This window comes from Pantoea sp. ANP04 (assembly GCF_041982285.1).
GTDB classification, from domain to species: Bacteria; Pseudomonadota; Gammaproteobacteria; order Enterobacterales; family Enterobacteriaceae; genus Pantoea; species Pantoea eucalypti.
Window position 1 is genome coordinate 111206 of sequence record NZ_JAUTYS010000014.1, and the last position, 23203, is coordinate 134408.

Below are 23203 nucleotides of genomic sequence, written 5' to 3' on the forward strand. Positions count from 1 at the left end.
GTTTGTGTGCGGCTGCAGCCTGCAGGATGTCAGGCGGTGAGATGAAAGGATGCCGACCCTGGTCTGAAGAAGGTGAGCATAATGTCTGTTTCTTCCGTTCGTTCGTTCCGAATTCGCAATGTGGGTCGGCTGCTGGTAGCGGGCCTGCTGGCGGGCAGCGTCTCTCATGCCGCCCACGCTGCTGTCACTCTGAATGAGTGGGATATCTACAACTACCCTGAGCAGACCGCTGCGGTGGATGAAGGGATTAAAGAGTTCTCACAGCAGAATCCCGGCATCGTGATTAACCGCTCGGTTCACTCCTTTGAAGATACCCGTATTCCGCTGAAGCTGGCACTGACTGCCGGTGATGGCCCACAGATCGCCCAGGTCAACCAGGGCGGCGGCGATATGGGTTCGCTGGTTAAAGATAAGCTATTGCTGCCGCTCGATAGCTATGCCGCCAGCGACGGCTGGACTACCCGCTTCCCGGACTCGATTCTGAAACGTAACCGCTGGTCAGACAGCGGCGAGTTTGGTAGCGGCAAGCTGTATGGCATCGCCAGCCTGGGCGAAATGGTCGGGCTCTATTACAACAAAGCGGTGCTGGACAAAGCGGGCATTGCGGTGCCGAAAACGCTGGCTGAGCTGGAGAGTGCCATGGCGAAGCTGAAACAGCAGGGCACCGCGCCGATGATGCTCGGCCTGCTGGATGGCAACATGGGCCAGCAACTGCTTAGCACGCTGTGGCAGGCGCAGATTGAAAGCCATGACCGCAAGACGCTGGATAATCTGATTTACGATGTGGGCGGCACCTTCAAAGACAGCAAGCTGGTCAATGCCGCCACGATGATGAAGAGCTGGACCGACAAAGGCTACTTCTTCCCTGGCTTCCAGGGCATTGGTCACGACGATGCGGCGACGCTGTTCCAGAACGGTCAGGCTGCGTTCCTGGTCAGCGGCACCTGGTATCTCGGCCAGTTTAAAGACAACAAAGATATTCACTTCGCCGCGATGCCTGCCGGTGAAGGCGTGAAACAGCCGCTGATGGTGGGCGGTACCGATCTGGCGTTCTCAATTACCAGCACCGCCAAAGGCAAAGATCAGCAGGAGGGTGCAGCGAAGTTCATCAACTATATGGTCTCTGATGCCATGGCGAACCGCTGGCTGAAAGTGGGCTTCCTGCCGGCCAGCACGAATAAAGCGGCCAAAATGCCAGCGGATAATCCGCTGCTGGCGGAGGCATATCAGGTCTGGCTGACGCTCAACGACTATGACGGTTTAGGCCACTACGTGGACTGGGCAACACCGACCATGAACGCCGAGCTGAATCAGAACGTCCAGCTGCTGCTGGCGGGTCGTCAGACCCCCGATCAGATGGTGGTGAATTTTGATAACAACTATCAGCGTTACCTGAAAACCCTGAAGCATTAAGCCGGAGGCCCGGCGAACAGCCGGGCCTGAGCATCGTTCTGAACCACGAGTAGGGTTATGTTGAATTTAAGCAGCTGGCGTAATTTCCTCTATGTTCTGCCTGCGGTGCTGGTCTATGCGGTGTTTCTGCTGTTCCCGCTGCTGGCCTCGCTGGGCATCAGTTTTACCGAATGGGACGGCACCTCACTGCCGGTGTTTAGTGGCATCAGCAACTACATGCGGATGTTCAGCGATCCGGTGTTCTGGATTGCGCTGGGCAATAACGCCATCCTGATGCTGTTCTATACCCTGTTGCCGATTGGCGTCGGCCTGCTGCTCTGCAGCTTTCTGTATGACACGCGCAACAATAACGAACGTAGCGTGCTGCGCATTCTCTTCTTCCTGCCCTATATCATGCCAATGGCGGTGCTGGGTGTAGTATGGCGCTGGCTCTATAACCCGGCGTTTGGCCCCATCGACCAGATATTACGCGCGATCGGATTGCCCCAGCTGGCGCTCTCCTGGCTGGGTGATTTTACCTGGGCGCTGCCCGCTGTCGGTCTGGTCGCGACCTGGTACTTCTTCGGCTTCTGTCTGGTGCTGTTTATGGCAGGCCTGCAGCGTATGGATCCCTCACTGCTGGAAGCCGCCGATCTGGATGGCTCATCGCGCCGTCAGAAATTTATGCGTATTACGTTGCCCGGCCTGCGGCCCGAGCTGCGGATTGCGCTGCTGCTGACGGTGATCGCCAGCCTGAAAGCCTTTGACCTGGTCTATGTGATGACGCAGGGCGGCCCAGGCACCTCCACCATGGTCACCAACATCTTTATGTATAAGCAGGGCTTTGACCTGCACTATTTTGGCTACGCCTCGTCGGTGGCGGTGTTCAGCATGATTATTGTTTTAGGGATCAACTATCTGATTCATCTGGCCTTAAAGGAGCGTTACTGATGCGAAGCACGCCGGTGATTTCACGCGCGCTGATCTGGATCGTGGCGCTGATGACGATTCTGCCGTTTCTGATGGCGCTGATGACCTCGTTTAAAACCCAGATGGAGCTGTTTCAGGGCATCTTCACGCTGCCAGCCTCGCTGAATTTCAAAAACTACGTGACCGCGTGGCAGCAGGGACACTTTAACGTCTACTTCCTCAACTCGGTGCTGGTGGTGATTCCGGTCGTACTGTTCAGCGTGCTGCTGGGTATTCTGGCTGGTTTTGGTTTCGCCTGGCTGAAGATCCCCGGTAAAAAAGTGATTGGGGCGATGCTGGCCCTGGGGATGGTGCTGCCGAGTGAAGCCTTTATCATTCCGCTCTATCACGAGCTGCGCTGGATGGGGCTCACCAACACCTATCTGGCGCTGATCCTGCCGCAAATCGCCCTGTCGCTGCCCTTTACCACGCTGATGATCGCCAGCGCGTTTCAGCAGGTGCCGAAAGAGCTGGTAGAAGCGGCGGTGATGGATGGGGCGTCGCGGGTCAAAATTCTGTGGGGCATTCTGGTGCCGGCAATCTGGCCAACGCTGTCGACGCTGGGGCTGCTGCTGTTTATCTGGACCTGGAACGAGTTTCTGATCCCACTGATTCTGGTCAACAAGGATGAGCTGCGCACGCTGCCGATTGGCATGATGTTTTTCCAGAACAAAAACACCATCGACATTCCGGTGCTGATGGCGGGCGCAATGATTGTGATTATGCCGCTGATCGTGGTGTTCCTGATTTTCCAGCGCAAGTTTATCAGCGGCGTCACTGAAGGGGCCGTGAAGTAATTTGTGATATCCCGCACGAAACGGCGTACTGGCGACCAGACAAAGGTTTCCCGCGCCGTGTCGTGCTGGAATTTCTCCTCCTCAATCCTGCGGGAGACGCATGATGCACCTTTCCCTTGCTGATTTTCATCCTGTCGCCGATGGCGAAACCCCGGACACGGCCGTGCTGCAGCGCGCCATGGATCAGATTGCGGCGGCCGGCGGGGGGCGTCTTACCCTGCCTGCCGGGCGTTATCGCAGCGGCTGCCTGAATCTGCCATCTGATTTTGAACTGCACCTGGAAGCGGGTGCGGTGCTGATCGCCAGTCCGCGGCTGGCTGACTACCAGGCGGTGCAGGCACTCAGCTGTGCTGAGAAGTCCCATAACGTGCTGCTCTATGCGCTGGGCCAGCGCAATATCACTATCAGCGGCACTGGCCGCATCGATGGCGAGGGTGAAGCCTGGTTCGCCGCTGAGCGGGATGAGCAGGGTTATCGCCTGCCGCGTCCTGACCGGCCGCGCATTATCGTGTTTGAAGATTGCGAGCAGGTGACGCTGACCGCCTTTACCATCGTGCAGGCGCCAATGTGGACGGTGCATCTGGTGAGCTGTCGCCATGTGCATATCGACCATCTCACTATCGACAACGCGATGACTATGCCGAATACCGATGCGCTGGATATTGACGGATGCGAGGCGGTGTTTGTCAGCAACAGCTACCTCAGTGCCGCTGATGACGCTATCTGCATTAAAACCACCCACAAACCGGCTGCGCTGCGGCGTCCGGCGCGGCAGATTATGATCACCAACTGCCTGCTTCGCAGTTACAGCTGTGCCTTTAAAATCGGCACCGAAACCTGGGATGATGTGGAAGATGTCACGGTGACCGGCTGCACCATTTTTGATTCCAACCGGGGTATCGGCATTCTGTCGCGTGACGGCGGTGCAATGCGGCGTCTGCTGTTCAGTAACCTGACCTTTGCCTGTCACCATGCGCCGCCCTGTCACTGGGGCAAAGCCGATCCGCTGCATATTTCTGTGCGCCATCGCGATCCCGCCATCACGCCTGGCGTCGTGGAGCAGGTGCAGTTCAGCAACATGACGGGCGTGGCGGAAGGGGCGATTAATCTGCATGCGGCAGAACCGGGCTGGATACGCGATGTGGTTATCAGCCAGCTTCAGATGCGGCAGACCGTGTCGCCGATGACGCAGGGACACTATGACGTGCGACCACCCTGTAACCCCGACTCACCGACCGGCATGGGGCTGGATAACGCCTACAAACTTGACCCGAAAACCGGTGAAGCCTTTGGCGTAGAGCGCTATCCCGGCGGTTTGCCGGGCCTGTTTGCGCGCGGGGTAGAGAACCTGCAACTGCACAACCTGGTGATCAACAGGCCCGCGCCGTTACCGCCAGGCTGGCATGCTGAATGCGTGGTGCAGTTGCCGGACTGATTTACAGCGCGGCGGCGATGGCCGCGCCGAGCTCTTCGGTGCTGGCGTTGCCGCCGAGGTCGCGCGTCAGATGCTCTCCCGCCGCCAGCGTACGTTCAATTGCATTTAACACCGCATCACCCGCCGCTTTGTAGCCGAGATGCTCCAGCATCATCGCCCCACACCAGATCTGCCCGATAGGATTGGCGATGCCTTTGCCTGCGATATCCGGCGCAGAACCGTGAACCGGCTCAAACAGGCTGGGAAACAGGCCTTCCGGGTTAATATTGGCGGAGGGCGCAATGCCAATGGTGCCGGTACAGGCCGGGCCGAGATCGGAGAGGATATCCCCAAACAGGTTGCTGGCCACCACTACATCAAACCAGTCCGGGTGCAGCACGAAGTTGGCGGTAAGAATATCAATATGATACTTGTCGACGCGAACCTCGGGGAACTGGCCGGACATCGCTTCGACGCGGCTGTCCCAGTAAGGCATGGTGATAGCGATGCCGTTGGATTTGGTGGCGGAGGTCAGGTGCTTCTTCTGCCGGCTCTGCGCCAGCTGATAAGCAAACTTCAGGATGCGATCAACACCAGTGCGCGTCATCACCGTCTCCTGAATCACCACTTCACGGTCGGTGCCAGGGAACATGGTGCCACCCACGCTGGAGTATTCACCTTCGGTGTTTTCACGCACCACATAGAAGTCGATGTCGCCAGGCTGACGGTTTGCCAGCGGCGCTTTCACGCCTGGCATCAGTCGCACCGGACGCAGATTGACGTACTGGTCGAACTCACGGCGGAACTGTAGCAGCGAGCCCCACAGTGAAACATGGTCGGGCACCACATCGGGCCAGCCGACCGCGCCAAAATAAATCGCGTCAAAGGCTTTCAGCTGCGGAAACCAGTCGTCAGGCAGCATTTTGCCATGCTGCTGCCAGTAGTCAGCGCTGGCGTAATCGAACCACTCCCAGCGCAGCGGAATGTTAAATTTCTCAGCAGCCGCATTCATTACACGGACGCCTTCCGGCATCACTTCTTTGCCGATGCCATCGCCAGGGATCACAGCAATAGAGTAGATTTTATCAGTCACAGGGCACCTTTCCGGTTGATGTTCGAATTGTGTACGCAGTATAACTGTCGATTCCGGGGAAATAATGAGCCTGAAAGGCAATCCATTGTTGAATCAAAGTAGAGAATCCCGCACCTCCACTGATGACTTAGCCTTCTTTGTTCGCCTGGCCGCGCTGGATAGTCTGACTGCGGCGGCGCGCGAACTGGGCCTGTCACTGGCAGCGGTAAGCAAACGTCTGAGCCAGCTGGAGCAGCGCCTTGGTGTGCAATTGCTGCGCCGCACCACACGCCGGCTGGAACTGACGCCGGAAGGCCGCCGTTATCAGGCGGGCGCGCGTCCGCTGCTGGATCAGCTTGCGGCGCTGGAAGAGGCGGTCAGCGGTGAAACAGCCCAGCTGCGCGGCACCCTCAACATCAACGCCTCCTTTGGTTTTGGCCGTCGCCATATCGCGCCCTGCGTCTCGGCTTTTGCCGCGCTGCATCCGCAGCTCTCACTGTCGTTACAACTCAGCAGCCAGCCGCTAAATTTTCTTGATGCGCACATGGATATCGATATCCGCGTTGGGGAGCCGCCTGACTCGCGGCTGGTGGCACGTAAGCTGCGAACCAATCCGCGTATCCTCTGCTGTTCGCCCACCTATGCTGCCCGGCACGGCCTGCCTGCCACTGTGCGCGATCTGGCGCAGCACAACTGCATTTTACTGCGTCAGCACGACAGCGATTTTACCCTGTGGCGGCTGACCTGCGGTGAACAGAGCATCAGCCAGAAAGTGCGCGGCAGCCTGATCACCAACGATGGTGAAGTAGCGATGCGGCTGGCGATGGATGGACATGGCATTCTGCTGCGTTCCTGGTGGGATGCGCAACACAGCCTGGCTGCGGGCGAATTGTTGCCGGTGCTACCGGACTGGCAGGCACCTGATGGTGATATCTTTGCGGTCTGGCAGGCGCAACGCCAGCTTCCGGCTCGTATTACCGCGTTTGTGGCGTTTTTGCAGAATAATCTTCAGGTTGTTGATTAGTCGAGGTTATAAATTGATTGACGGGCACAGAAAAGCGCCTGTGGACAATAAATATACCGCATTAAGCTGATTCGGTTGCTTCAGGGTGCCGTTGCGTTTACACCCTTTTTAGTGATGCGTATGATTCTCATTCTTTTTCTTCCCTGCCTGCCCGCTGTGTTGCGGCCTGCCGGGAGCAGCAGATGGATAGGGGAGTTAACTATGAAAGCGTTGTTCAGCTCGCGTAAAGCGGCACTCGCACTGGCGATAGTCACCACCTTCAGCCTGACGGCGTGCCAGATGAGAGCGAAAAAAGTGGATGGCAATGCGCTGATGGTGATGCAGCCCTCCAGCCCCGACAATCTGATTCAGCGCGAGCTGGGCGACGGATTATATGAGATGGCGTATCTGCCCGCCAAAAATACGCTCTATGTGGCCAGTGCGCCCGAGGGCAAGGATATCAGTGGCGGCATGATCTATCGTCTTGATGGCACCACACTGCAAAGCACCGGGGCGGGGCATTACGATCTGAAAAATGCGGGTCTGAGCAGTGGACAGGATGGCAGCGCGCTTTACACCACCCAATCAGTGGATGGTGGCATGGCTAAGATCGATCCCGATACCGGCAACGTGCTGAAGCGCCTGATGTTTGACGAGAAGAATGAGAATGGATCGCCGGTGAAAACCCGCGAGATCTTTCTGCATGACGGGCTGCTCTATGTCGGCGGCGCAGACGAACCTGGCGTGATCTGGGTCGTTGATGCGAAAACCCTGACGCTGAAAGCCCGGATTAAAAATGCTGGCAAAGGTGTCACAGGCATTATCTTCTCGCCAGTCAGCGATCGCATTTATGCGGCGAACGGCAGCGGTGAAATCCTGGTGATCAATCCGCGCAATCACAAAATCGAGCAGCGCATGACGGCAGGTGATGGACAGGACACTCAGTTCCTGAATATGGCAGAAGATCCGGCAACCGGTCGCCTGTTTGTCACGGATAACGCCAAAGAGAAAAATACCCTGGTGTTTGATGAGCGCAGCGGCAAGGTGATTCAGCGCCTTGATCCAGGCGATTCAGTGGGGGTTAAGTTTAACGGTAAGCGCAATGAGATTTATATCAGCCAGCGCGAATCGAAGAAGGTGCTGCAGCTGGATGGCACCACGTATGAAGTGAAAAACAGCTGGTCGTTTGAGGGGCATCCAGAAAGCCTGCTGGTCTCACCGGACGGCCAGACACTGTATGTGACCCTGAAGCAGGGCTTCAATGACGACCACAGCCATCAGCTTCTGGATGGCGTGGCGCGTATCACGCTGCAATAAAAAAGGCGGCATCGCTGCCGCCTGAAATCTTACTTAGCCACACCCTCGACCAGCACCACGCGATAGTTCGCGCCTTTCAGACGGTGCGCTTTGGCAGCCTGATATTCCGGGCTGTCATACCATGCATGTGCTTCTTCACGGCTCGCGAATTCCAGAATTACCACACCTTCTGCTTCCTGACCTTCCAGCGTTTCCAGCTCGCCATAAAAGGCGAGAGGGTTGATCTGATGATCGCCGCGCGCCTGGCCCGCTTTCTCGGCGTAGATCGCCATTTCGTCCTGGTTCAGGGTGTTATCACGAATAAATACAACGTATGCACTCACAGGTCTCTCCTTACGCTTTTTTATCCTGGGTTTTGGTATCGAAGTCAGCCGCATCATGACGCTCATGCAGCTGATCGGCCGGGTCGCCCATGACGCGGTTGACCTTGCGGCCACGAATAACGGCAGGACGCTGTGCGATCTCTTTCGCCCAGCGCACCACATTTTTATAGGACTGCACATCCAGGAATTCGGCTGCGCCATACTGGTCATTCAGCACCATGTTGCCGTACCACGGCCAGGTGGCGATGTCAGCGATGGTGTAGTCATCACCCGCCAGATAGCGGTTATCAGCCAGCCGACGATCCAGCACATCAAACTGACGCTTCGCTTCCAGTGTGAAGCGGTTGATGGCGTACTCAATTTTTTCTGGCGCGTAGTGATAGAAATGACCGAAACCGCCGCCGAGATAAGGCGCTGAGCCCTGCAGCCAGAACAGCCAGTTCAGGGTTTCAGTACGGCCAGCGATATCTTTCGGCAGGAAGTAGCCAAACTTTTCCGCCAGATAGAGCAGAATATTGCCGGATTCAAATACCCGAATCGGCGGCGTTGCGGAGTGGTCGCTCAGCGCAGGGATTTTCGAGTTCGGGTTCACATCGACAAAACCGCTGGAGAACTGATCACCTTCGCCGATACGGATCAGCCAGGCATCATATTCAGCATCGTTGACGTTAAGTGCCAGCAGCTCTTCCAGCAGGATGGTGACTTTCTGGCCGTTAGGCGTGCCGAGCGAATAGAGCTGTAAAGGATGTTTACCGACCGGCAACGCTTTTTCATGGGTGGGACCTGCAAACGGACGATTAGTTTTCGCGCCGTTACCTTTGGCTTCAGGGTCCCAGGTCCAGACTTTTGCGGGCTGATATGCATTTTCCGACATAATGAAAGTTCGCCTTATGGTGTGGTATTGGTCTGGAGTGTAGCAGGTGCTGCAAAGGGGGTTTAACTCTGCTGGCTGTGCGAGGGTGTACTAAAACGGGGCGAGCTCAGGCGGGTCGCGGCATCAGAGAAAAGTGAATAAAAGTGTGTCAGGCGGGGCGTTTGTTGTCCTGAACAGACATTACCGTGCAGCCAGCCATGACTGCACGGCAGGTCGGTTACAGCAGTTCGCGCTCAATCAGTTCGCGGGTTTCAATCGCCTGAACTTTCATCTTTTCCGGATAGCCAAACAGAGACGCTGCGATGATCGGTTCACCGCCGACTTTATGGGTGCGGGTAGCAAAGCCGGTGTCGCGCAGCGTTTTGAACAGGGTATCGAAGTCCACTTCGCCTTCGCCCACGCCAACATGCTGGTGGATGGTGGCATCCACGCCTGGCGGGTTAACGATATAGCGACAGTGTTTTGTATGGTTCATGGTATCGGCGATCAGCATGTGCGACAGATCGTCACCCGCGTACTCCAGCATCGGTTTCACATCCCCTTTGCCTTTGTCATAGAAGAAAGTGTGTGGCGCGCTGTAGATATACTTTACGTTATCGCTGCGGAACGACTTCACGATATCCACGGTTTCGTTGTTCTCTTCGCAGAAATCCCACGGATGCGCCTGAATTTCGACGCGGATGCCTTCACGTTCGATGATCGGCAACAGCTCTTCCATTGAGCGATAGAACATCTCTTCACAGATTTCCGGTTCGTTAGGGGTGCCGGAGAGTTCGGTGTTAATCACCTGCACACCCATCTCAACCGCAATCTCAATCATCCGTTTCCAGTTCTTCACCGCTGCCTGACGGCGCAGTTCATCCGGACCTGACCAGCGGTAAACAACGATAAACGAGGAGATCTCCAGCCCGGTGGCGCTTAACGCATTTTTGTACTCGGTGATGATTTCACGGCTGGCTTTAGGATGTTTATAAAACGGGTTGATCTGCGGATGTGGCGACTGTTCGATATATTTATATCCCCAGTCGGCCACCTGATGAACCATACGGGTGATGCCTAAATGTTTGATTACATCCACATCAAAAGCGATTTTCATCTTTCTGCTCCGGGCACATTAAAGTTGCTGTTCTTCATTGAAGGTGATGCCAATCTGCTGCCTGACGTTGTCCATCGCAGCCAGGGTGATAATCGCCTGGTCAAGCGAATGGACAGGGGAGTCGGTCAGGTTCTGGCCGATACACCAGGCGAAGTGGTTAATTTCATGGCTGAGCTGTTCATACCGATTAGTGGGTTCCTGCCATTGCAGGCGGTGACGCCGGTCGCTGGAGGTCAGGGTAAAGTCACCAGGCGCATAGAACTGGCCCGCCAGCTCCAGCGTGGCGTCGCGACCGGCGATCACCGCACAGCCTGGCGTGTTGCTGAACAGCGTGGTATTCAGCAACGATTGCATGCCGTGCCGATGGGTAAACAGCATCGACGTCTGACCGTTAACGCGGCCATTCGGGACGGGCTGACCACGGGCGACGATCGTGTCAGGCGCACCGCCGCCCACAAACACACTCAGCGCCACCAGATAACTGCCGAGGTCAAGCATTGGGCCGCCCGCCAGATCGGCATTGAAAATGCGATGATCCGGCGTGAAAAACTCACCATGATCGGCTATCAGGGTGTGGACCTCACCGGGTACGCCATCCTCCAGCAACTGACGGATGACGTCATACTTCGGCGTGAAGTTGCACCACATCGCCTCCATGCAGAGCAGGTTCGCGGCAGCGGCGGCCTGTTTAAGCTGCGTTGCCTTCTGCGCATTCAGCGCCAGCGGCTTTTCAATCAGCAGAGACTTTCCGGCGGCAATCGCGCGCAGACCGTCGGGGAAATGGTGGTTGTGAGGCGTAGCGATATAGACCGCATCAACATCCTCCCGCGCCAGCAGCGCATCCAGGCTGCCTGTGGCATGGCCGATTGCCCATTTGTCAGCAAAGGCCTGTGCTTTTACCGGGTCACGTGCGGCGACTGCCGTGATCTGCTGCCGGGTATGCCGACGCAGCGCATGGGCAAAATGATCGGCTATCCAGCCCGGCCCGATAATGCCCCAGCGCAGACGCGGAACCTGGCTGGCATCCGTTATGCGTGGAGCCGGAAGCGTTGAAGGGAACATAGCTTTTCCTTTTTTACGTACGGGCAGGTGGTGCTCAGGACTCCACTATAGAAAGCCCGCCGTCGTCGCTCTAACCTTTTAATGATGTGATCCCATCAACCGAATCGGTGTGGGATTTTTATCCGTTTTAGCAAATAGATGTTTTGAAGAGAATGCAGAAAGAAATGAATGTTTCATTTTGCGAGGGTGATCAAGGTTAGCACTGATTTTCTATCAAAAAAATGAGAGGAAATGGCCGTGTAACGATAAAGTGTTGATGGCTTATTTAACAGAATCTAAAAGCGTAGCCGTCAGCTAACGCTACCGATAGCAGCAGGGAGAAGGATAATGTCTAAAGTGACGATGACCGCGATCGCGCAGGCGGCGGGCGTGGGTGTGGCGACGGTAGACCGGGTGCTGAACCGCCGTGCGCCGGTTCGCAGCGTGACTGAGCAGAAGGTGCTGGCGGCGGCGCGCGAGCTGGGTTATCGCCTGACGCAGGCACACAGTCAGGCCATCCCGACGCTGGCTGAGGCTCCACTGCGCGTGAGCTTTATCCTGCTGCCTGCCCGCTATTCATTTTATCAGCAACTGGGCGAAGCGCTGAATCAGCAGCTTAAGATGCAGCAGCCACAGGGCCGCGAACCTGAATTCTGCTGGCATGACATTCACGAAGTGGACGCGGTGGCGCAGTCGCTGCGTCAGCTGGCTCAGCGCAGCGATGTGATTGCGCTGGTGGCGCTGGACCATCCGCTGATTCGTCACGCCATTCAGGATGTGTCACGACTGGGTGTACGAGTCTACGCGCTGTTCTCCGATTTCTCGCCCTGTGAGCATGCGGGGTTTATCGGCATTGATAATCAAAAAGCGGGGCGCACTGCCGCATGGATGGCGCAGCATCTGCTGCGTAAGCCGGGATGCGTCGGAGTACTGCTGGGCGATCACCGCTTTACCTGCCAGGAGAGCAGCGAGATCAGTTTTCGCTCCTATCTGCGTGAGTCGGGCATCAGTCAGCGGGTACTGGAACCGTTAAAGACTTATGAGTCGTCAGAGGGTGGCTATCAGGCAACCCGCCAATTGCTGGAGACCCATGATGATCTGGTGATGATTTATGCGCCCTGCGGCGGCATAGAGGGTGTGGTGCGGGCGCTGCGTGAGAGCGGGCGCCGGGAGATCGATCTGCTGTGCCACGGTCCGCTGCCGGGTGATGAACTGGCGCTGATTGACGGCACCATCACGCTGATGCTGCGTCATCGCCTTGATGCCATGGCAGAGGCGGTCATACATACCTGTCTCCACAGCCGATCGGAGCAGCACGACCATTTTGCGCAGGTCACCGTTCCGTTTGAGATCGTGACGCGTGAAAACCTGTAAAAAGAGCAGGTTAGCCTATATTTGATAGTAATCTATCATTTATCGCAATTTTTAAACGCGATCTCTATCAAAAAATGAAACTTTCATTGTTGTCCAGGATGAAATTTTTATTTGATACTGCCCGCAGTTCTCACTGCACAGGCAGATATCATGACCTTTCATATTGCTAATGCGCCCTGTAGCTGGGGCGTGGATGATCCCGCTAATCCCTGGCTACCGCCGTTTCACAAAGTCCTGACCGAGGCCGCGCAGGCTGGCTACCCCAGCATCGAACTCGGCCCCTGGGGTTATCTGCCAGTGAATGCCGATGAGCTGACCCGGCAGCTTAATGCCCACTCGCTTTCGCTGGTGGCGGGGACGATTTTTGATGATTTAGTCAGTGAGGCGCATTTTCCGGCGCTGGTGACGCTGACTCACAATTTGTGTCGCACGCTCGCCAGCGTGCCGACAGCCGCCAGAACACCTGGAGCCAGCGCGCCTTATCTGGTGATCATCGACTTCGGCAATCCGGAGCGGGCGAAATATGCGGGTCAGTCAGAAAAAGCGCCACGCCTTTCCGCGGATGACTGGCAGTGCATGATGCAGCACATCACTATTCTGAGCGAGATTGCCTGGCAGGAGTATGGCGTGCGGCCAGTGATCCATCCGCATGCGGGTGGCTGCATAGAGTTTGCCGATGAGCTGGCGCAGCTGGTCTCTGACATTCCGCATGAGGTCGCTGGTTTATGCCTGGATACGGGCCATCTCTATTACGCCGGCATGGATCCGGTGGCGTCGCTGGAACAGTACTGGTCGCGCATCGATTACCTTCATTTTAAAGACGTCAATCAGCAGATCTGGCGTGACGCGCGCTCTCGCGGACTCGACTTTTTCACCGCCTGCGCACAGGGCGTGATGTGTCCGCTCGGGCAGGGCGCAATCGACTATCCGGCGGTGCGTAGGCTGCTGACTGAGCGTAATTATCAGGGCTGGATCACCATCGAACAGGAGCGTGATCCGCGCCATGCCGACACCAGCCTGCGGGATGTTAAAGCCAGCCTGGACTATCTCCGATCAACCGGATTCTGAGGACAACAGCATGATTAACGGTAAAAAAGCGGCTAATCGCTCACTTCGCTGGGGCATGATCGGTGGCGGCGGCACCAGTCAGATTGGTTATATCCATCGTTCGGCGGCACAGCGTGACGGTAACTTTGTGCTGCTGGCGGGCGCGTTTGATCTTGATGCGGTACGTGGGCGCGAGTTCGGTCAGGCGCTGGGTGTGGCACCTGAACGCTGTTATCCTGATTATGCCAGCCTGTTCGCCGGGGAAGCAGGGCGCGAAGATGGCATAGAAGCGGTGTCGATCGCCACACCTAACAATACCCATTTCGCCATCTGTCGGGCGGCACTCAATGCCGGGCTACATGTTGTATGCGAGAAGCCGCTCTGTTTTACGGTCGAAGAGGCCGATGAGCTGGAGCAGCTAAGTCGTGAGAAGCAGAAAATTATTGGCGTCACTTATGGTTATGCCGGGCATCAGTTGGTTCATCAGGCCAGAGAGATGATTGCCGAAGGGGCCCTGGGAGAGATCCGCATCGTGAATATGCAGTTTGCTCATGGCTTCCATAATGAAGCGGTGGAGCTACAGAGTGAAAGCACCCGCTGGCGGGTCGATCCGCGTTTTGTTGGCCCGAGTTACGTGTTAGGCGATCTGGCGACGCATCCGCTATTTATCGCTGAAACGATGTTGCCGCAGTTAAAAGTGACGCGTCTGCTCTGTTCCCGCCAGAGCTTTGTCACGTCGCGTGCACCACTGGAGGATAACGCCTTTGTGATGATGGAGTATGACAACGGCGCGGTCGGCACGCTCTGGGCGTCGGCGGTAAATGCCGGATCGATGCATGGGCAGAAGATCCGCGTGGTTGGATCGAAAGCCAGTCTGGAGTGGTGGGATGAGCAGCCAAACCAGCTGCGATACGAAGTGCAGGGCGAACCCGTGCGGATTCTGGAGCGCGGCATGGGCTATCTCAGCCCGCGCGCGCTGGAAGAGGACCGCATTGGCGGAGGGCACTCCGAGGGATTATTTGAAGCCTGGTCGAATCTTTATCGCCGCTTCGCACTGGCTATGGATGCGACCGATCGCCACGACTCTGCCTTCCTTGAGGATTTCTGGTATCCCGATGTGCATGCCGGATTAGCGGGCGTGCGCTGGGTGGCGCAATGCGTGAAATCAGCGGATGCCGGAGCGGTGTGGGTGGCGTGCTGAAGCGAATATAACGTGAGCGAGCAGACTTTACGGCTGCGGTATAAAGTTAAGCGCTATCTCCTGTGACTGAGCATAAACCGGTTGGATCCGGGCCAGACAGCCCGTATTGGCCGGTTAATTTACTTAAAGCCCGGAACGATGACTGACAGGAAAAGTAAGCAGCAGAGCATGAGGAGTTCCAGAAATCCGATTACCTGTGCAGAGATATAGTACCTGGACGCATGACCGCCGGAGCATTAAATAATTCTGTTAAACGCTGCACATCTCATCATTGTCTGACTCACTCTGTCTGCATCCGAACGATTGTTGTTCCTGCTCATGTTTATTCAGCAGCGGCTAACATGTGCAGGTCGCAGACGTGATTTCTATTTCCCCCTCATTCATATCGTGTCATTGCACGCGTCATTTCACTATTCCGGAAACAATCTGTTAACCAGCGTTGTCATTTTAGTTCAGCAAAATAAATAACACCGATTTAACCAAGCGATTAATTTTTATTGAAACACAGTAAATGCTGTTTGTTTTTTTAAATATTTATCTTCTCCTGCTTCCCGTTTATTGAATAAAGCCATAAATCAGATATTTCGCGCAACTGATGGAAAATCGTACTGCTTAGTGATTAATGTAAATCAGCCGCTTACTGCACACCCTTATTCTGTAAGACCTTATCGGGATTCGCAGGAAAATTCTTATAAATCATCATGATGATTCGGGCTTGTTAAAATCAGCATCGGTAATATTCTGTTACATATTTCCGTTTACGCTCAGGCATTCAACGTTCCTACACTCCGTCTACTGGGTTTTATCTGAATTTTTTCATTTCAGACAAATGACTCAGAAATACCGTGTCGACATGCTGGTGAAGGGAATACGCCCGCTTTTAATTCCGGATTTCTGATTTACGTCGGATGACGTGAAACGTGAAGCTGTTCTGGCCGGGTCTTACTTTTCCGTTTATTTCTCACTGGCACTGACCGCTTCTGTCAATTCATAGAACAGGGACAACCATGTCTGACTCTTCCTTTCAGTCCGAAATACCCAAAGCGCGCATTAATTTAAAACTTGATTTGCACACGGGAGGCGCAGGCAAAAAAACCGAGCTCCCGCTGAAATTACTGGTGGCGGGCGACTTCAGTAACGGTCAGGCGTCTGCGTCCCTGTCCGAGCGCAAAAAAATTAACCTGAATAAAAATAACTTTGACGCCGTGCTTTCTGAATATTCCCCGAAAGTAAACCTGACGGTTAAAAACACGCTGGCCGGTGACGGCAGCGAAGACAACATCAGCCTGACCTTCCGTAGCATGAAGGATTTCACCCCGGAGCAGGTCTCCCGCCAGATTCCCCAGCTGAAAGCCATGCTTTCCATGCGAAGTTTACTGCGTGATTTAAAGGCGAACCTGCTGGACAACCAGACGTTCCGCAAAGCACTGGAAAACATCCTGCTCGACCCGACGCTAAGCGCAGAGCTCAGAGCCGAACTTTCAGCCCTGGCCCCTGAACAGCCATAACGATTTAACGGATTAATAAGGAAGATGCTGATGTCTGTACAAAACGGCAGTGCCGCGGCTGGCGAAGGTGTGGTGCAGGAACGTCCTGCAGCCGGCGGGATTTATGCCTCGCTGTTTGAAAAAATCAATCTGACGCCGGTCGCCGCGCTGAGTGCGCTGGACACCTGGCAGGACGCGCAGGCGATGTCGGAGGCCACGGCGGACGAGCGGCTGACGGCGGGCATGCAGGTTTTTCTGGAGTGCCTGACCAAGGCGGGCTCAAAGGTTGAAAAACTCGACAAACACCTGATTGACCACCATATCGCGGAGCTGGACTGGCAGATTAGCCGCCAGCTTGACGCCGTCATGCACCATGAGGCCTTTCAGGCAACAGAGCGCCTGTGGCGCGGCGTCAAATCCCTTGTCGACAAAACCGATTTTCGCCAGAACGTGAAGATTGAGCTGCTGGATATGTCCAAAGAAGACCTGCGTCAGGACTTCGAAGACAGCCCGGAAATCATCCAGAGCGGCCTCTATAAACACACCTATATCGATGAGTATGACACGCCGGGCGGGGAGCCGGTTGCCGCGCTGATTTCCGCTTACGAATTTGATGCGTCTGCGCAGGATGTCGCCCTGCTGCGCAGTATTTCCAAAGTGTCTGCCGCCGCGCACATGCCGTTTATCGGCTCTGCCGGCCCGAAATTCTTCCTGAAAGAGAGCATGGAGGAGGTGGCGTCCATCAGGGACATCGGCAACTACTTTGACCGCGCCGAATACATCAAGTGGAAATCGTTCCGCGAGACGGACGATGCCCGCTACATCGGTCTGGTGATGCCGCGCGTGCTGGGCCGGCTGCCGTACGGCCCGGACACCGTGCCGGTGCGCAGCTTCAGCTACGTGGAGGAAGTGAAAGGCCCGGATCACGACAAATACCTGTGGACCAGCGCCGCGTTTGCCTTTGCGTCCAACATGGTGCGCAGCTTCATCAGCAACGGCTGGTGTGTGCAGATCCGTGGCCCGCAGGCCGGGGGCGCCGTTCAGGACCTGCCGATTCATCTGTACGATCTGGGTACGGGTAATCAGGTGAAGATCCCGTCAGAGGTGATGATCCCGGAAACCCGCGAATTTGAGTTCGCAAACCTGGGCTTCATTCCGCTCTCTTACTATAAGAACCGCGATTACTCCTGCTTCTTCTCGGCAAACTCCACGCAGAAGCCGGCCCTGTATGACACCGCCGATGCGACGGCCAACAGCCGCATCAATGCCCGTCTGCCGTACATCTTCCTGCTGTCGCGTATTGCCCACTACCTGAAGCTGATCCAGCGCGAAAACATCGGCACCACCAAAGACCGCCGGCTGCTGGAGCTGGAGCTCAATACCTGGGTTCGCAGTCTGGTCACGGAGATGACCGATCCGGGCGACGAGCTGCAGGCCTCACACCCGCTGCGCGATGCGAAAGTGGTGGTGGAAGACATTGAGGATAACCCGGGCTTCTTCCGCGTGAAGCTGTATGCGGTGCCGCATTTTCAGGTGGAAGGGATGGACGTCAACCTGTCACTGGTTTCCCGGATGCCGAAGGCAAAATCGTAAGCTAAGGCAGGAAGCCAATGAGAACGGAACAGCCGTTATGGGGAAGAGGCGTGATGGTCTCTCCCCAGCACTTCCAGCAACAGGTCGCGTATGCGGCCTGGTCTGCCGAAGGTATCGCCCGAATGGGGTTATCACACCCCTGGGGCGTGATAAATGTCGCTTTTGAATCAGAAACGCTGAGGCTGGGCCGACTGCAGGCCCGCCATCTGCACCTTCGGTTCCCGGACGGCACGCTTATCGACACGGATAATGCTGACGATCTGCCACCGGTACTGGCACTTGAGGATGAATCACAGGACGTGGTGGTCGTTCTGGCTCTTCCGCTGATGCGCGCGAATGGCGGTAACTGCCTTAAACCTGATGAGGTGGCCGAGCGTCCGGTGCGCTACCGCCAGTGCTGGCGGGATATCAGCTTCGAACTTCAGGCACGTCCGGCACCTCAGGTAGTGGAAACTCAACTGACCATTGATGGACAAAAGCTGTACTATTTCAACCAGATGGCTGACTGGCAAAGCTTTCGCTGGCCGGGAGACACTTACAAGTCGGGAACCATGCTGACCTGGACTACGGTCAACGCCGGGGCACGTCTCTTCGGTGACTACAGCGGAACCTGGGGGTTTATTCGCTGGCTGGAGCAGGGCAAGCGCCAGCAGCTTGACCGCAGCCAGTGGATGATGAGTTTCACGGCCCCGGACGGTCGTACTCTGCAGTGGGTGTTGCGTTCACAACTCGGAAAAGGGCCGCTGGCGCTGCTGGATCTGCGCGGTTTCACGCTGCCGGATCAGATATTCAGTGTGGACATCTGTTTATTTGGCGAGATGCTGAGTCGCTTCTTCGCGCTCTACACCGATATCTACCTGTTTAACCGCCTGATTATTATCCTGCAACCGACCGGAGAACGCCTGCAATGGGAAGAAAAGCACAACCGCCGCATTCCCGGCTGAGCCCGCGACTGGAAGCTGATCTTCACCGCATTAACTTTTACCGTTTATGTCAGCTGCTGGAGAAGCGTAATCCCGGCGGGCCGCTAATGGGCTCAACCAATCATCCGGCGGATGACCCGGTGCGATTTGCACCGCATCCGGGAATGGGGTTTCCGGTCAGTGAACTGAAAGCTGTCGACTATGACGAGGCTGATGACAGCAGGCCTCCGCTCATCCGAACAACCTTTATGGGGATGTATGGTGTCGATTCCCCCTTGCCGACCACCTATCTTGATGACATCACTCAGCGCCTGAAGGGCATGAAGCGCTGCAGGGGTTTCTGGATATCTTCAGCCACCGCATCCTGACGCAGTTTTACCGCATCTGGCGTAAATATTCTTACCCGGCCACATTTGAGCCCGGCGGGACCGACACCATTTCGCAGTCGCTTCTGGGTCTGGTGGGGCTGGGTATTCCCGGCACCGCTAACCATATTGCCACACCCGTCTCCCGCTTTCTGGCGCTGCTGGGTGTGCTGCAACAGCCCGGTAAAACCCAGGAGGGGATGCAGGGACTGGTGACTTTGCTGGCCCCGGATACCACTGTGCAGGTCAGTCCTTACTGTCTTCGGCCTGTGGAGGTCAGTCAGCCTCTGGGGTTTTACGGTGATAACGATTTTCTGCTGGACGGTAACACGCCGCTTGGCGAAGAGGCGATGGATGCCAACAGCCAGTTGCTGATTGCTCTGTCCACAGATAATGAGCAGGAGTCGCAAAGCTGGAAGCCGGATGGCCTGCTGTATCAGGATTTTCTGGTGATGCTGCGCGTTTATCTTGGCTGGCGTTTTAAGGCAAAAATCACCCTGACCACCCGGACTCATCTGCTGGCCGCTCCACCGCTCGGCGACGGTCCTTTCTGGTTGGGTATGAACGGCGTACTGGGTGTGGAGAGAGATAATCTGCCGGACGACATCCCGCAGACTTTTACCACGGAACTGGGCTATTACACCGGCCTGCAGCCCGCTACACCACAACAAGGAAACCGACATGTTACGTACACATTTGATTAATCCCGCGTGCTGGCTACCTGCACTGCTGGCATGCAGTCTGACGGGCTGCGGGGTAACGCAGGGCATCACTGAGGGCACCAAATCGGCATTTAACGCTCTGTTTTATAAAAAGATTAATGTGCTGCATCTGGATTTCACCGCACGTGAAGCGCTGAACACCGATTCACGGGAAAGTAACTCGCTGTCTGAACCGGTGGTGGTCCGGGTTTACCAGCTGAAAGACCGCAATAACTTTGACAAAACGGTCTACCAACAGCTGCTGAAAGAGGGAGAGGCCATTCTGCAAGCCGACCTGCTTGCCAGCCGTGATGTGGTGGTGAAGCCGGGCGGTGATGTCAGCCTGAATATGCCGATGGAGGCCGACGCGCAGTTTGTGGCGGTGGTGGGATTGTTCCGCCACCCGGATACTGACAACAACACCTGGAAGCGGGTGTTACAGCGTGAAGACCTCGATCCCGATAAGCCGCGCATTCTGGAAGCGGGTAACAATCATCTGACACTACTGCCGTTTAAGGACCGCTGATGACCCAGGGACATAACACACCTTCGCTGTATGAAATGCTCACCGGCCATTTCACCGGTGGCCTTGGTCTCAACCAGGTCAGTGAGGAAAATCAGCTCATCCTGTCAGTACTCGATAATATGCAGCGCATCCTTAACTGCCGTGCCGGCACGCTTGCACATCTGCCGGATTACGGCCTGCCCGATATGACCAGAATTCTGCAGGGGATGCCGGGAACGGCCCATGAGCTGATGGGCACGCTGTCGGCCGTGCTGCTCAAATATGAACCCCGATTGAAAAAGATAGATGTTGTTCTTCAGCAGCAGAATATTCCCGGAGAACTGCGCTATGCCATTGACGCTGAACTTAAAGGGGTTGGACTGGTGCGATATGGCACGGAGTTTATGCCCGAAGGGCGTGTTCTCCTGCGCCATCTTAAACAGCAGCAGTATCTCGACACAGCAACCCGTATGTAAGGTCAGGCAACACCATGACAGTAAAATCGCAGTTCCTCAAAAAACTACGGGCCAGACAACCCGCGCCTGTCTCGTTTACCAGCAAAACGCAGGCCGATATCGCGGAGTTTCGCCTGCGAATGACGCAGCTTCAGGAGCAGATCGACGTGTGGCTGGTGGATACCGGACTGAAGGTAGAGACGCTCAGTACATCCGTGACGGACCTGCTGGTGGAGAGTGGGGTTTTTGATATTTCTGCTATCGTTCTGCGTCACGACGACAGGATCGTAAAGTTTATGCCGCTATTTCTTTACGGTCAGGGCGTGACCGGATGTGTGGAGGTGACGCTCCATGCAGCAGGCGGCATAACGTTCCTGGGGCGTTTGTGCATGCGGTCAGGTAATTTGGGTGGCTGGTCTTTTGTGTCGCCAGATGCTTTATCTCTGCCTGTACAGCATTTCGATGAAAGCACGTTTTTTAATCTGATTCTGGCGCTCCTGCCGTAGCGGTCAGTACCACTATTTCTGCAGAATCACACAATCTGAAAGCGAATCCGCAACTCCCTATACAAACCCTCTTCCACTGTTTCAGATCCGTCAAATGGACAACCTGTCATGAATGACATCACCCAACGTAAAATTAAAACCGGTGGCGATCCGCGTACGCTATCGGATTACGCCGCCCTTCGCGATGAACTGAGTAAGCTGACACATCCGGCGCGTCCTGATGTTAACTGGCATTATGTCGAAAAACTCTGCCTCTCGCTGTTTGAACAAAATGGAGTGGAGCTACAGACAGTGGCTTGGTATACGCTGGCCCGCACGCAGCTAACCGGATTATTCGGTCTCAATGAAGGGCTGGCGATACTGGAAGCCCTGATAAGTCACCAGTGGGGTGCGCTATGGCCTCAGCCTGTCCATGCTCGTATGGAAATTCTCAGCAGTCTGAGTCAGCGTCTGCATCAACTGATGCGTATGATCCCGCTGAATTACAGCGACCTCAGCCAGCTTTATCATGCAGAGCAAAAACTTACCCGGCTGGGAGAAGTATTACAGCGTCTGGAGCTTAAGCATCTGAGCCAGCTTGATACCCTGCGAACACTGCTGCACAACAGTGCTGTCCGGCTGGAAAACAGTGATGATACAACCTGTTCAGGGCTAAAAAATCAGTCTGATATTGTGTTGCCAGCCTCCGTGACGAATGCGGCTGCCGCATCCACCATAGAGCTTACGGATGGTTCGCCTGAAGATATCCAGACGCCAGGCGGCACAGTGAAGTGGGTGTACGTTGCGCAGCCGGAACCGCAGCCGAATGTGGATGTGCTGGCGACAGTGCCCACGCCGGTGAAACAGTGGAAATCCTTTATGGCCGGGATGTGTACCATGCTGCTGATAAGCGCTGCCGCATTGTGGAGCTGGCACCTTATTCAACGGCCTTCCCCGTTGAGGGTTCAGCTTGCCGCCTCGCTGGCACCATTACCTGCAGTTCTTGCGCCTGACAAACTGGCGCAATTACGCCAGCAGTCTCCACTACCCGAGGAACTCCTCACTCAGACGCAGCAGCAGCTTGCCCGGCTGGATGAATTACCTGCTGACTGGAATATTGACTATAGCCGTCTGTTGATTGAGCAGGCCAGGGTACTGTGGCCAGAGCAGGCAACATCTATGGCATTGCACTGGCAGCAACAGCTTAATGCTGCAGCAATTCCGACAGATCGCCTGAATGGCTGGCATGAGGGGATGACGACGCTACAGAAATTGAGTGACAGGCTAAACGGGCTGGATGAGAAGAAGGGAAAATATATGACGGTGAGTGAGCTGAAGTCAGTGGTCTTTTCCTCAATGCAGTCATTTAATCGATCCATACCGGCTGAGGAGCAACTGCGCGAGTTGTCCGCAAATCCTGCCGTTTTACCGTTACCTGTCACAGCCAGAGTTCAACTGGAGATGCACCTGAAACAATTGATAGCCCGCTATGCGGCAATTAAACAGACCGCTAAAGAGTAAGCGCGGGAGAAACTCGTTAATTCATCCGTTTACCCAAAGAAATATGGCGGGCGATCTGACCCACCACCAGAGATCACTGACCATCAAACGGAGTCAGGCACGAAATGCGGATCGGCTTTAGCGAAGATGAGTGGCATAAAAAGTATTGCTGAGGTGTAGAATCTGGCGCTTCAGAACGCAAAAAACCCGCCAGAGGCGGGTTTCTTTAAATTGTGGTGCCCGAACCCGGACAAAAATGCCGGGAGCAT

The 23203-nt window shown here is 55.5% G+C and carries 21 protein-coding genes and 2 pseudogenes; 18 read left to right on the top strand and 5 right to left on the bottom strand.

Annotated elements, in window-relative coordinates:
* Positions 1-81: 81 nt before the first annotated feature.
* The 4 genes from Q7C21_RS18165 to Q7C21_RS18180 all read left to right on the top strand — a co-directional run bounded on the left by Q7C21_RS18165 (position 82) and on the right by Q7C21_RS18180 (position 4593).
* Positions 82-1413, top strand: coding sequence for an extracellular solute-binding protein (locus Q7C21_RS18165; protein ID WP_003855662.1), 1332 nt, complete (start codon positions 82-84; stop codon positions 1411-1413).
* A 57-nt stretch (positions 1414-1470) separates the two neighbouring features.
* Positions 1471-2343, top strand: a complete 873-nt coding sequence (locus Q7C21_RS18170; protein ID WP_003855659.1) for a carbohydrate ABC transporter permease — start codon at positions 1471-1473, stop codon at positions 2341-2343.
* The gene (locus tag Q7C21_RS18175; RefSeq protein ID WP_003855657.1) at positions 2343-3158 is read left to right on the top strand and encodes a carbohydrate ABC transporter permease; all 816 of its coding nucleotides are present in this window, start codon (positions 2343-2345) and stop codon (positions 3156-3158) included. The genes Q7C21_RS18170 and Q7C21_RS18175 overlap by 1 nt, the downstream gene beginning before the upstream one ends.
* 103 nt (positions 3159-3261) lie before the next feature.
* A complete protein-coding gene (locus Q7C21_RS18180) occupies positions 3262-4593 on the top strand; it encodes a glycoside hydrolase family 28 protein (protein ID WP_008926641.1) in 1332 nt (443 codons plus the stop codon).
* 1 nt (position 4594) lies between these two features.
* Here the strand turns inward: Q7C21_RS18180 and Q7C21_RS18185 are convergent, their stop codons facing one another.
* The gene (locus tag Q7C21_RS18185) at positions 4595-5665 is read right to left on the bottom strand and encodes a tartrate dehydrogenase (protein ID WP_192377863.1); all 1071 of its coding nucleotides are present in this window, start codon (positions 5663-5665) and stop codon (positions 4595-4597) included.
* Positions 5666-5729: 64 nt separating this feature from the next.
* Here Q7C21_RS18185 and Q7C21_RS18190 point away from each other — a divergent pair, with 64 nt between their 5' ends.
* On the top strand, positions 5730-6668 hold the full coding sequence (locus Q7C21_RS18190) for a LysR family transcriptional regulator (protein WP_375150999.1): 939 nt from the start codon (positions 5730-5732) through the stop codon (positions 6666-6668).
* Positions 6669-6869: 201 nt separating this feature from the next.
* Positions 6870-7964 carry a YncE family protein gene (locus Q7C21_RS18195; RefSeq protein ID WP_375151000.1) on the top strand — a complete coding sequence of 365 codons (1095 nt, stop codon included), beginning with the start codon at positions 6870-6872 and terminating at the stop codon, positions 7962-7964.
* 29 nt (positions 7965-7993) lie between these two features.
* Here the strand turns inward: Q7C21_RS18195 and Q7C21_RS18200 are convergent, their stop codons facing one another.
* From Q7C21_RS18200 to Q7C21_RS18215, 4 genes are all read right to left on the bottom strand, one after another.
* Positions 7994-8287 (bottom strand): DUF1330 domain-containing protein, encoded by a 294-nt coding sequence (locus tag Q7C21_RS18200; protein ID WP_003855645.1) that lies wholly within the window; start codon positions 8285-8287, stop codon positions 7994-7996.
* A gap of 10 nt (positions 8288-8297) precedes the next feature.
* Positions 8298-9161: a glutathione-dependent disulfide-bond oxidoreductase gene (gene yghU / locus Q7C21_RS18205; protein WP_003855644.1), complete on the bottom strand. Its 864-nt coding sequence runs from the start codon at positions 9159-9161 to the stop codon at positions 8298-8300.
* 217 nt (positions 9162-9378) lie between these two features.
* Positions 9379-10257 carry a sugar phosphate isomerase/epimerase family protein gene (locus tag Q7C21_RS18210; RefSeq protein ID WP_375151001.1) on the bottom strand — a complete coding sequence of 293 codons (879 nt, stop codon included), beginning with the start codon at positions 10255-10257 and terminating at the stop codon, positions 9379-9381.
* Between the two features lie 18 nt (positions 10258-10275).
* Positions 10276-11319 carry a Gfo/Idh/MocA family protein gene (locus Q7C21_RS18215; RefSeq protein ID WP_375151002.1) on the bottom strand — a complete coding sequence of 348 codons (1044 nt, stop codon included), beginning with the start codon at positions 11317-11319 and terminating at the stop codon, positions 10276-10278.
* Positions 11320-11646: 327 nt separating this feature from the next.
* Here Q7C21_RS18215 and Q7C21_RS18220 point away from each other — a divergent pair, with 327 nt between their 5' ends.
* The 12 genes and pseudogenes from Q7C21_RS18220 (at position 11647) to Q7C21_RS18275 (ending at position 22955) form a co-directional block, all read left to right on the top strand.
* Entirely contained in the window at positions 11647-12672 is a 1026-nt protein-coding gene (locus Q7C21_RS18220; RefSeq protein WP_039660629.1) for a LacI family DNA-binding transcriptional regulator, read from the top strand.
* 150 nt (positions 12673-12822) lie between these two features.
* Positions 12823-13740, top strand: coding sequence for a TIM barrel protein (locus Q7C21_RS18225; RefSeq protein ID WP_003855640.1), 918 nt, complete (start codon positions 12823-12825; stop codon positions 13738-13740).
* Positions 13741-13750: 10 nt separating this feature from the next.
* A complete protein-coding gene (locus tag Q7C21_RS18230; RefSeq protein ID WP_003855639.1) occupies positions 13751-14920 on the top strand; it encodes a Gfo/Idh/MocA family protein in 1170 nt (389 codons plus the stop codon).
* A 1007-nt stretch (positions 14921-15927) separates the two neighbouring features.
* Positions 15928-16428, top strand: coding sequence for a type VI secretion system contractile sheath small subunit (gene tssB / locus Q7C21_RS18235; RefSeq protein ID WP_375151003.1), 501 nt, complete (start codon positions 15928-15930; stop codon positions 16426-16428).
* A 24-nt stretch (positions 16429-16452) separates the two neighbouring features.
* The gene (tssC, locus tag Q7C21_RS18240) at positions 16453-18000 is read left to right on the top strand and encodes a type VI secretion system contractile sheath large subunit (protein ID WP_375151004.1); all 1548 of its coding nucleotides are present in this window, start codon (positions 16453-16455) and stop codon (positions 17998-18000) included.
* Positions 18001-18017: 17 nt separating this feature from the next.
* Positions 18018-18716 (top strand): annotated as a pseudogene (gene tssK / locus Q7C21_RS18245) (type VI secretion system baseplate subunit TssK); the annotation flags it as partial.
* Positions 18717-18818: 102 nt separating this feature from the next.
* The gene (locus Q7C21_RS18250) at positions 18819-18944 is read left to right on the top strand and encodes a hypothetical protein (RefSeq protein ID WP_375151007.1); all 126 of its coding nucleotides are present in this window, start codon (positions 18819-18821) and stop codon (positions 18942-18944) included.
* Positions 18908-19992, top strand: a pseudogene (gene tssG, locus Q7C21_RS18255) (type VI secretion system baseplate subunit TssG). The gene Q7C21_RS18250 and the pseudogene tssG overlap by 37 nt, the downstream one beginning before the upstream one ends.
* Positions 19970-20515 (top strand): type VI secretion system lipoprotein TssJ, encoded by a 546-nt coding sequence (tssJ, locus tag Q7C21_RS18260; protein ID WP_003855571.1) that lies wholly within the window; start codon positions 19970-19972, stop codon positions 20513-20515. The pseudogene tssG and the gene tssJ overlap by 23 nt, the downstream one beginning before the upstream one ends.
* The gene (gene tssE, locus Q7C21_RS18265; protein ID WP_003855573.1) at positions 20515-20970 is read left to right on the top strand and encodes a type VI secretion system baseplate subunit TssE; all 456 of its coding nucleotides are present in this window, start codon (positions 20515-20517) and stop codon (positions 20968-20970) included. The genes tssJ and tssE overlap by 1 nt, the downstream gene beginning before the upstream one ends.
* Before the next feature lie 14 nt (positions 20971-20984).
* Positions 20985-21455: a hypothetical protein gene (locus tag Q7C21_RS18270; RefSeq protein ID WP_375151005.1), complete on the top strand. Its 471-nt coding sequence runs from the start codon at positions 20985-20987 to the stop codon at positions 21453-21455.
* 108 nt (positions 21456-21563) lie between these two features.
* Positions 21564-22955: a VasL domain-containing protein gene (locus Q7C21_RS18275; protein ID WP_003855577.1), complete on the top strand. Its 1392-nt coding sequence runs from the start codon at positions 21564-21566 to the stop codon at positions 22953-22955.
* Positions 22956-23203 lie beyond the last annotated feature (248 nt).

Coding starts and splice junctions, on each gene's coding strand:
- Q7C21_RS18165 (WP_003855662.1), top strand. CDS start 82: ATGTCTGTTTCTTCCGTTCGTTCGTTCCGAATTCGCAATGTGGGTCGG.
- Q7C21_RS18195 (WP_375151000.1), top strand. CDS start 6,870: ATGAAAGCGTTGTTCAGCTCGCGTAAAGCGGCACTCGCACTGGCGATA.
- tssE (WP_003855573.1), top strand. CDS start 20,515: ATGACCCAGGGACATAACACACCTTCGCTGTATGAAATGCTCACCGGC.
- Q7C21_RS18170 (WP_003855659.1), top strand. CDS start 1,471: ATGTTGAATTTAAGCAGCTGGCGTAATTTCCTCTATGTTCTGCCTGCG.
- Q7C21_RS18215 (WP_375151002.1), bottom strand. CDS start 11,319: ATGTTCCCTTCAACGCTTCCGGCTCCACGCATAACGGATGCCAGCCAG.
- Q7C21_RS18220 (WP_039660629.1), top strand. CDS start 11,647: ATGTCTAAAGTGACGATGACCGCGATCGCGCAGGCGGCGGGCGTGGGT.
- Q7C21_RS18270 (WP_375151005.1), top strand. CDS start 20,985: ATGACAGTAAAATCGCAGTTCCTCAAAAAACTACGGGCCAGACAACCC.
- yghU (WP_003855644.1), bottom strand. CDS start 9,161: ATGTCGGAAAATGCATATCAGCCCGCAAAAGTCTGGACCTGGGACCCT.
- Q7C21_RS18175 (WP_003855657.1), top strand. CDS start 2,343: ATGCGAAGCACGCCGGTGATTTCACGCGCGCTGATCTGGATCGTGGCG.
- tssC (WP_375151004.1), top strand. CDS start 16,453: ATGCTGATGTCTGTACAAAACGGCAGTGCCGCGGCTGGCGAAGGTGTG.
- Q7C21_RS18190 (WP_375150999.1), top strand. CDS start 5,730: ATGAGCCTGAAAGGCAATCCATTGTTGAATCAAAGTAGAGAATCCCGC.
- Q7C21_RS18180 (WP_008926641.1), top strand. CDS start 3,262: ATGCACCTTTCCCTTGCTGATTTTCATCCTGTCGCCGATGGCGAAACC.
- Q7C21_RS18225 (WP_003855640.1), top strand. CDS start 12,823: ATGACCTTTCATATTGCTAATGCGCCCTGTAGCTGGGGCGTGGATGAT.
- Q7C21_RS18275 (WP_003855577.1), top strand. CDS start 21,564: ATGAATGACATCACCCAACGTAAAATTAAAACCGGTGGCGATCCGCGT.
- tssJ (WP_003855571.1), top strand. CDS start 19,970: ATGTTACGTACACATTTGATTAATCCCGCGTGCTGGCTACCTGCACTG.
- Q7C21_RS18250 (WP_375151007.1), top strand. CDS start 18,819: ATGCTGAGTCGCTTCTTCGCGCTCTACACCGATATCTACCTGTTTAAC.
- Q7C21_RS18210 (WP_375151001.1), bottom strand. CDS start 10,257: ATGAAAATCGCTTTTGATGTGGATGTAATCAAACATTTAGGCATCACC.
- tssB (WP_375151003.1), top strand. CDS start 15,928: ATGTCTGACTCTTCCTTTCAGTCCGAAATACCCAAAGCGCGCATTAAT.
- Q7C21_RS18230 (WP_003855639.1), top strand. CDS start 13,751: ATGATTAACGGTAAAAAAGCGGCTAATCGCTCACTTCGCTGGGGCATG.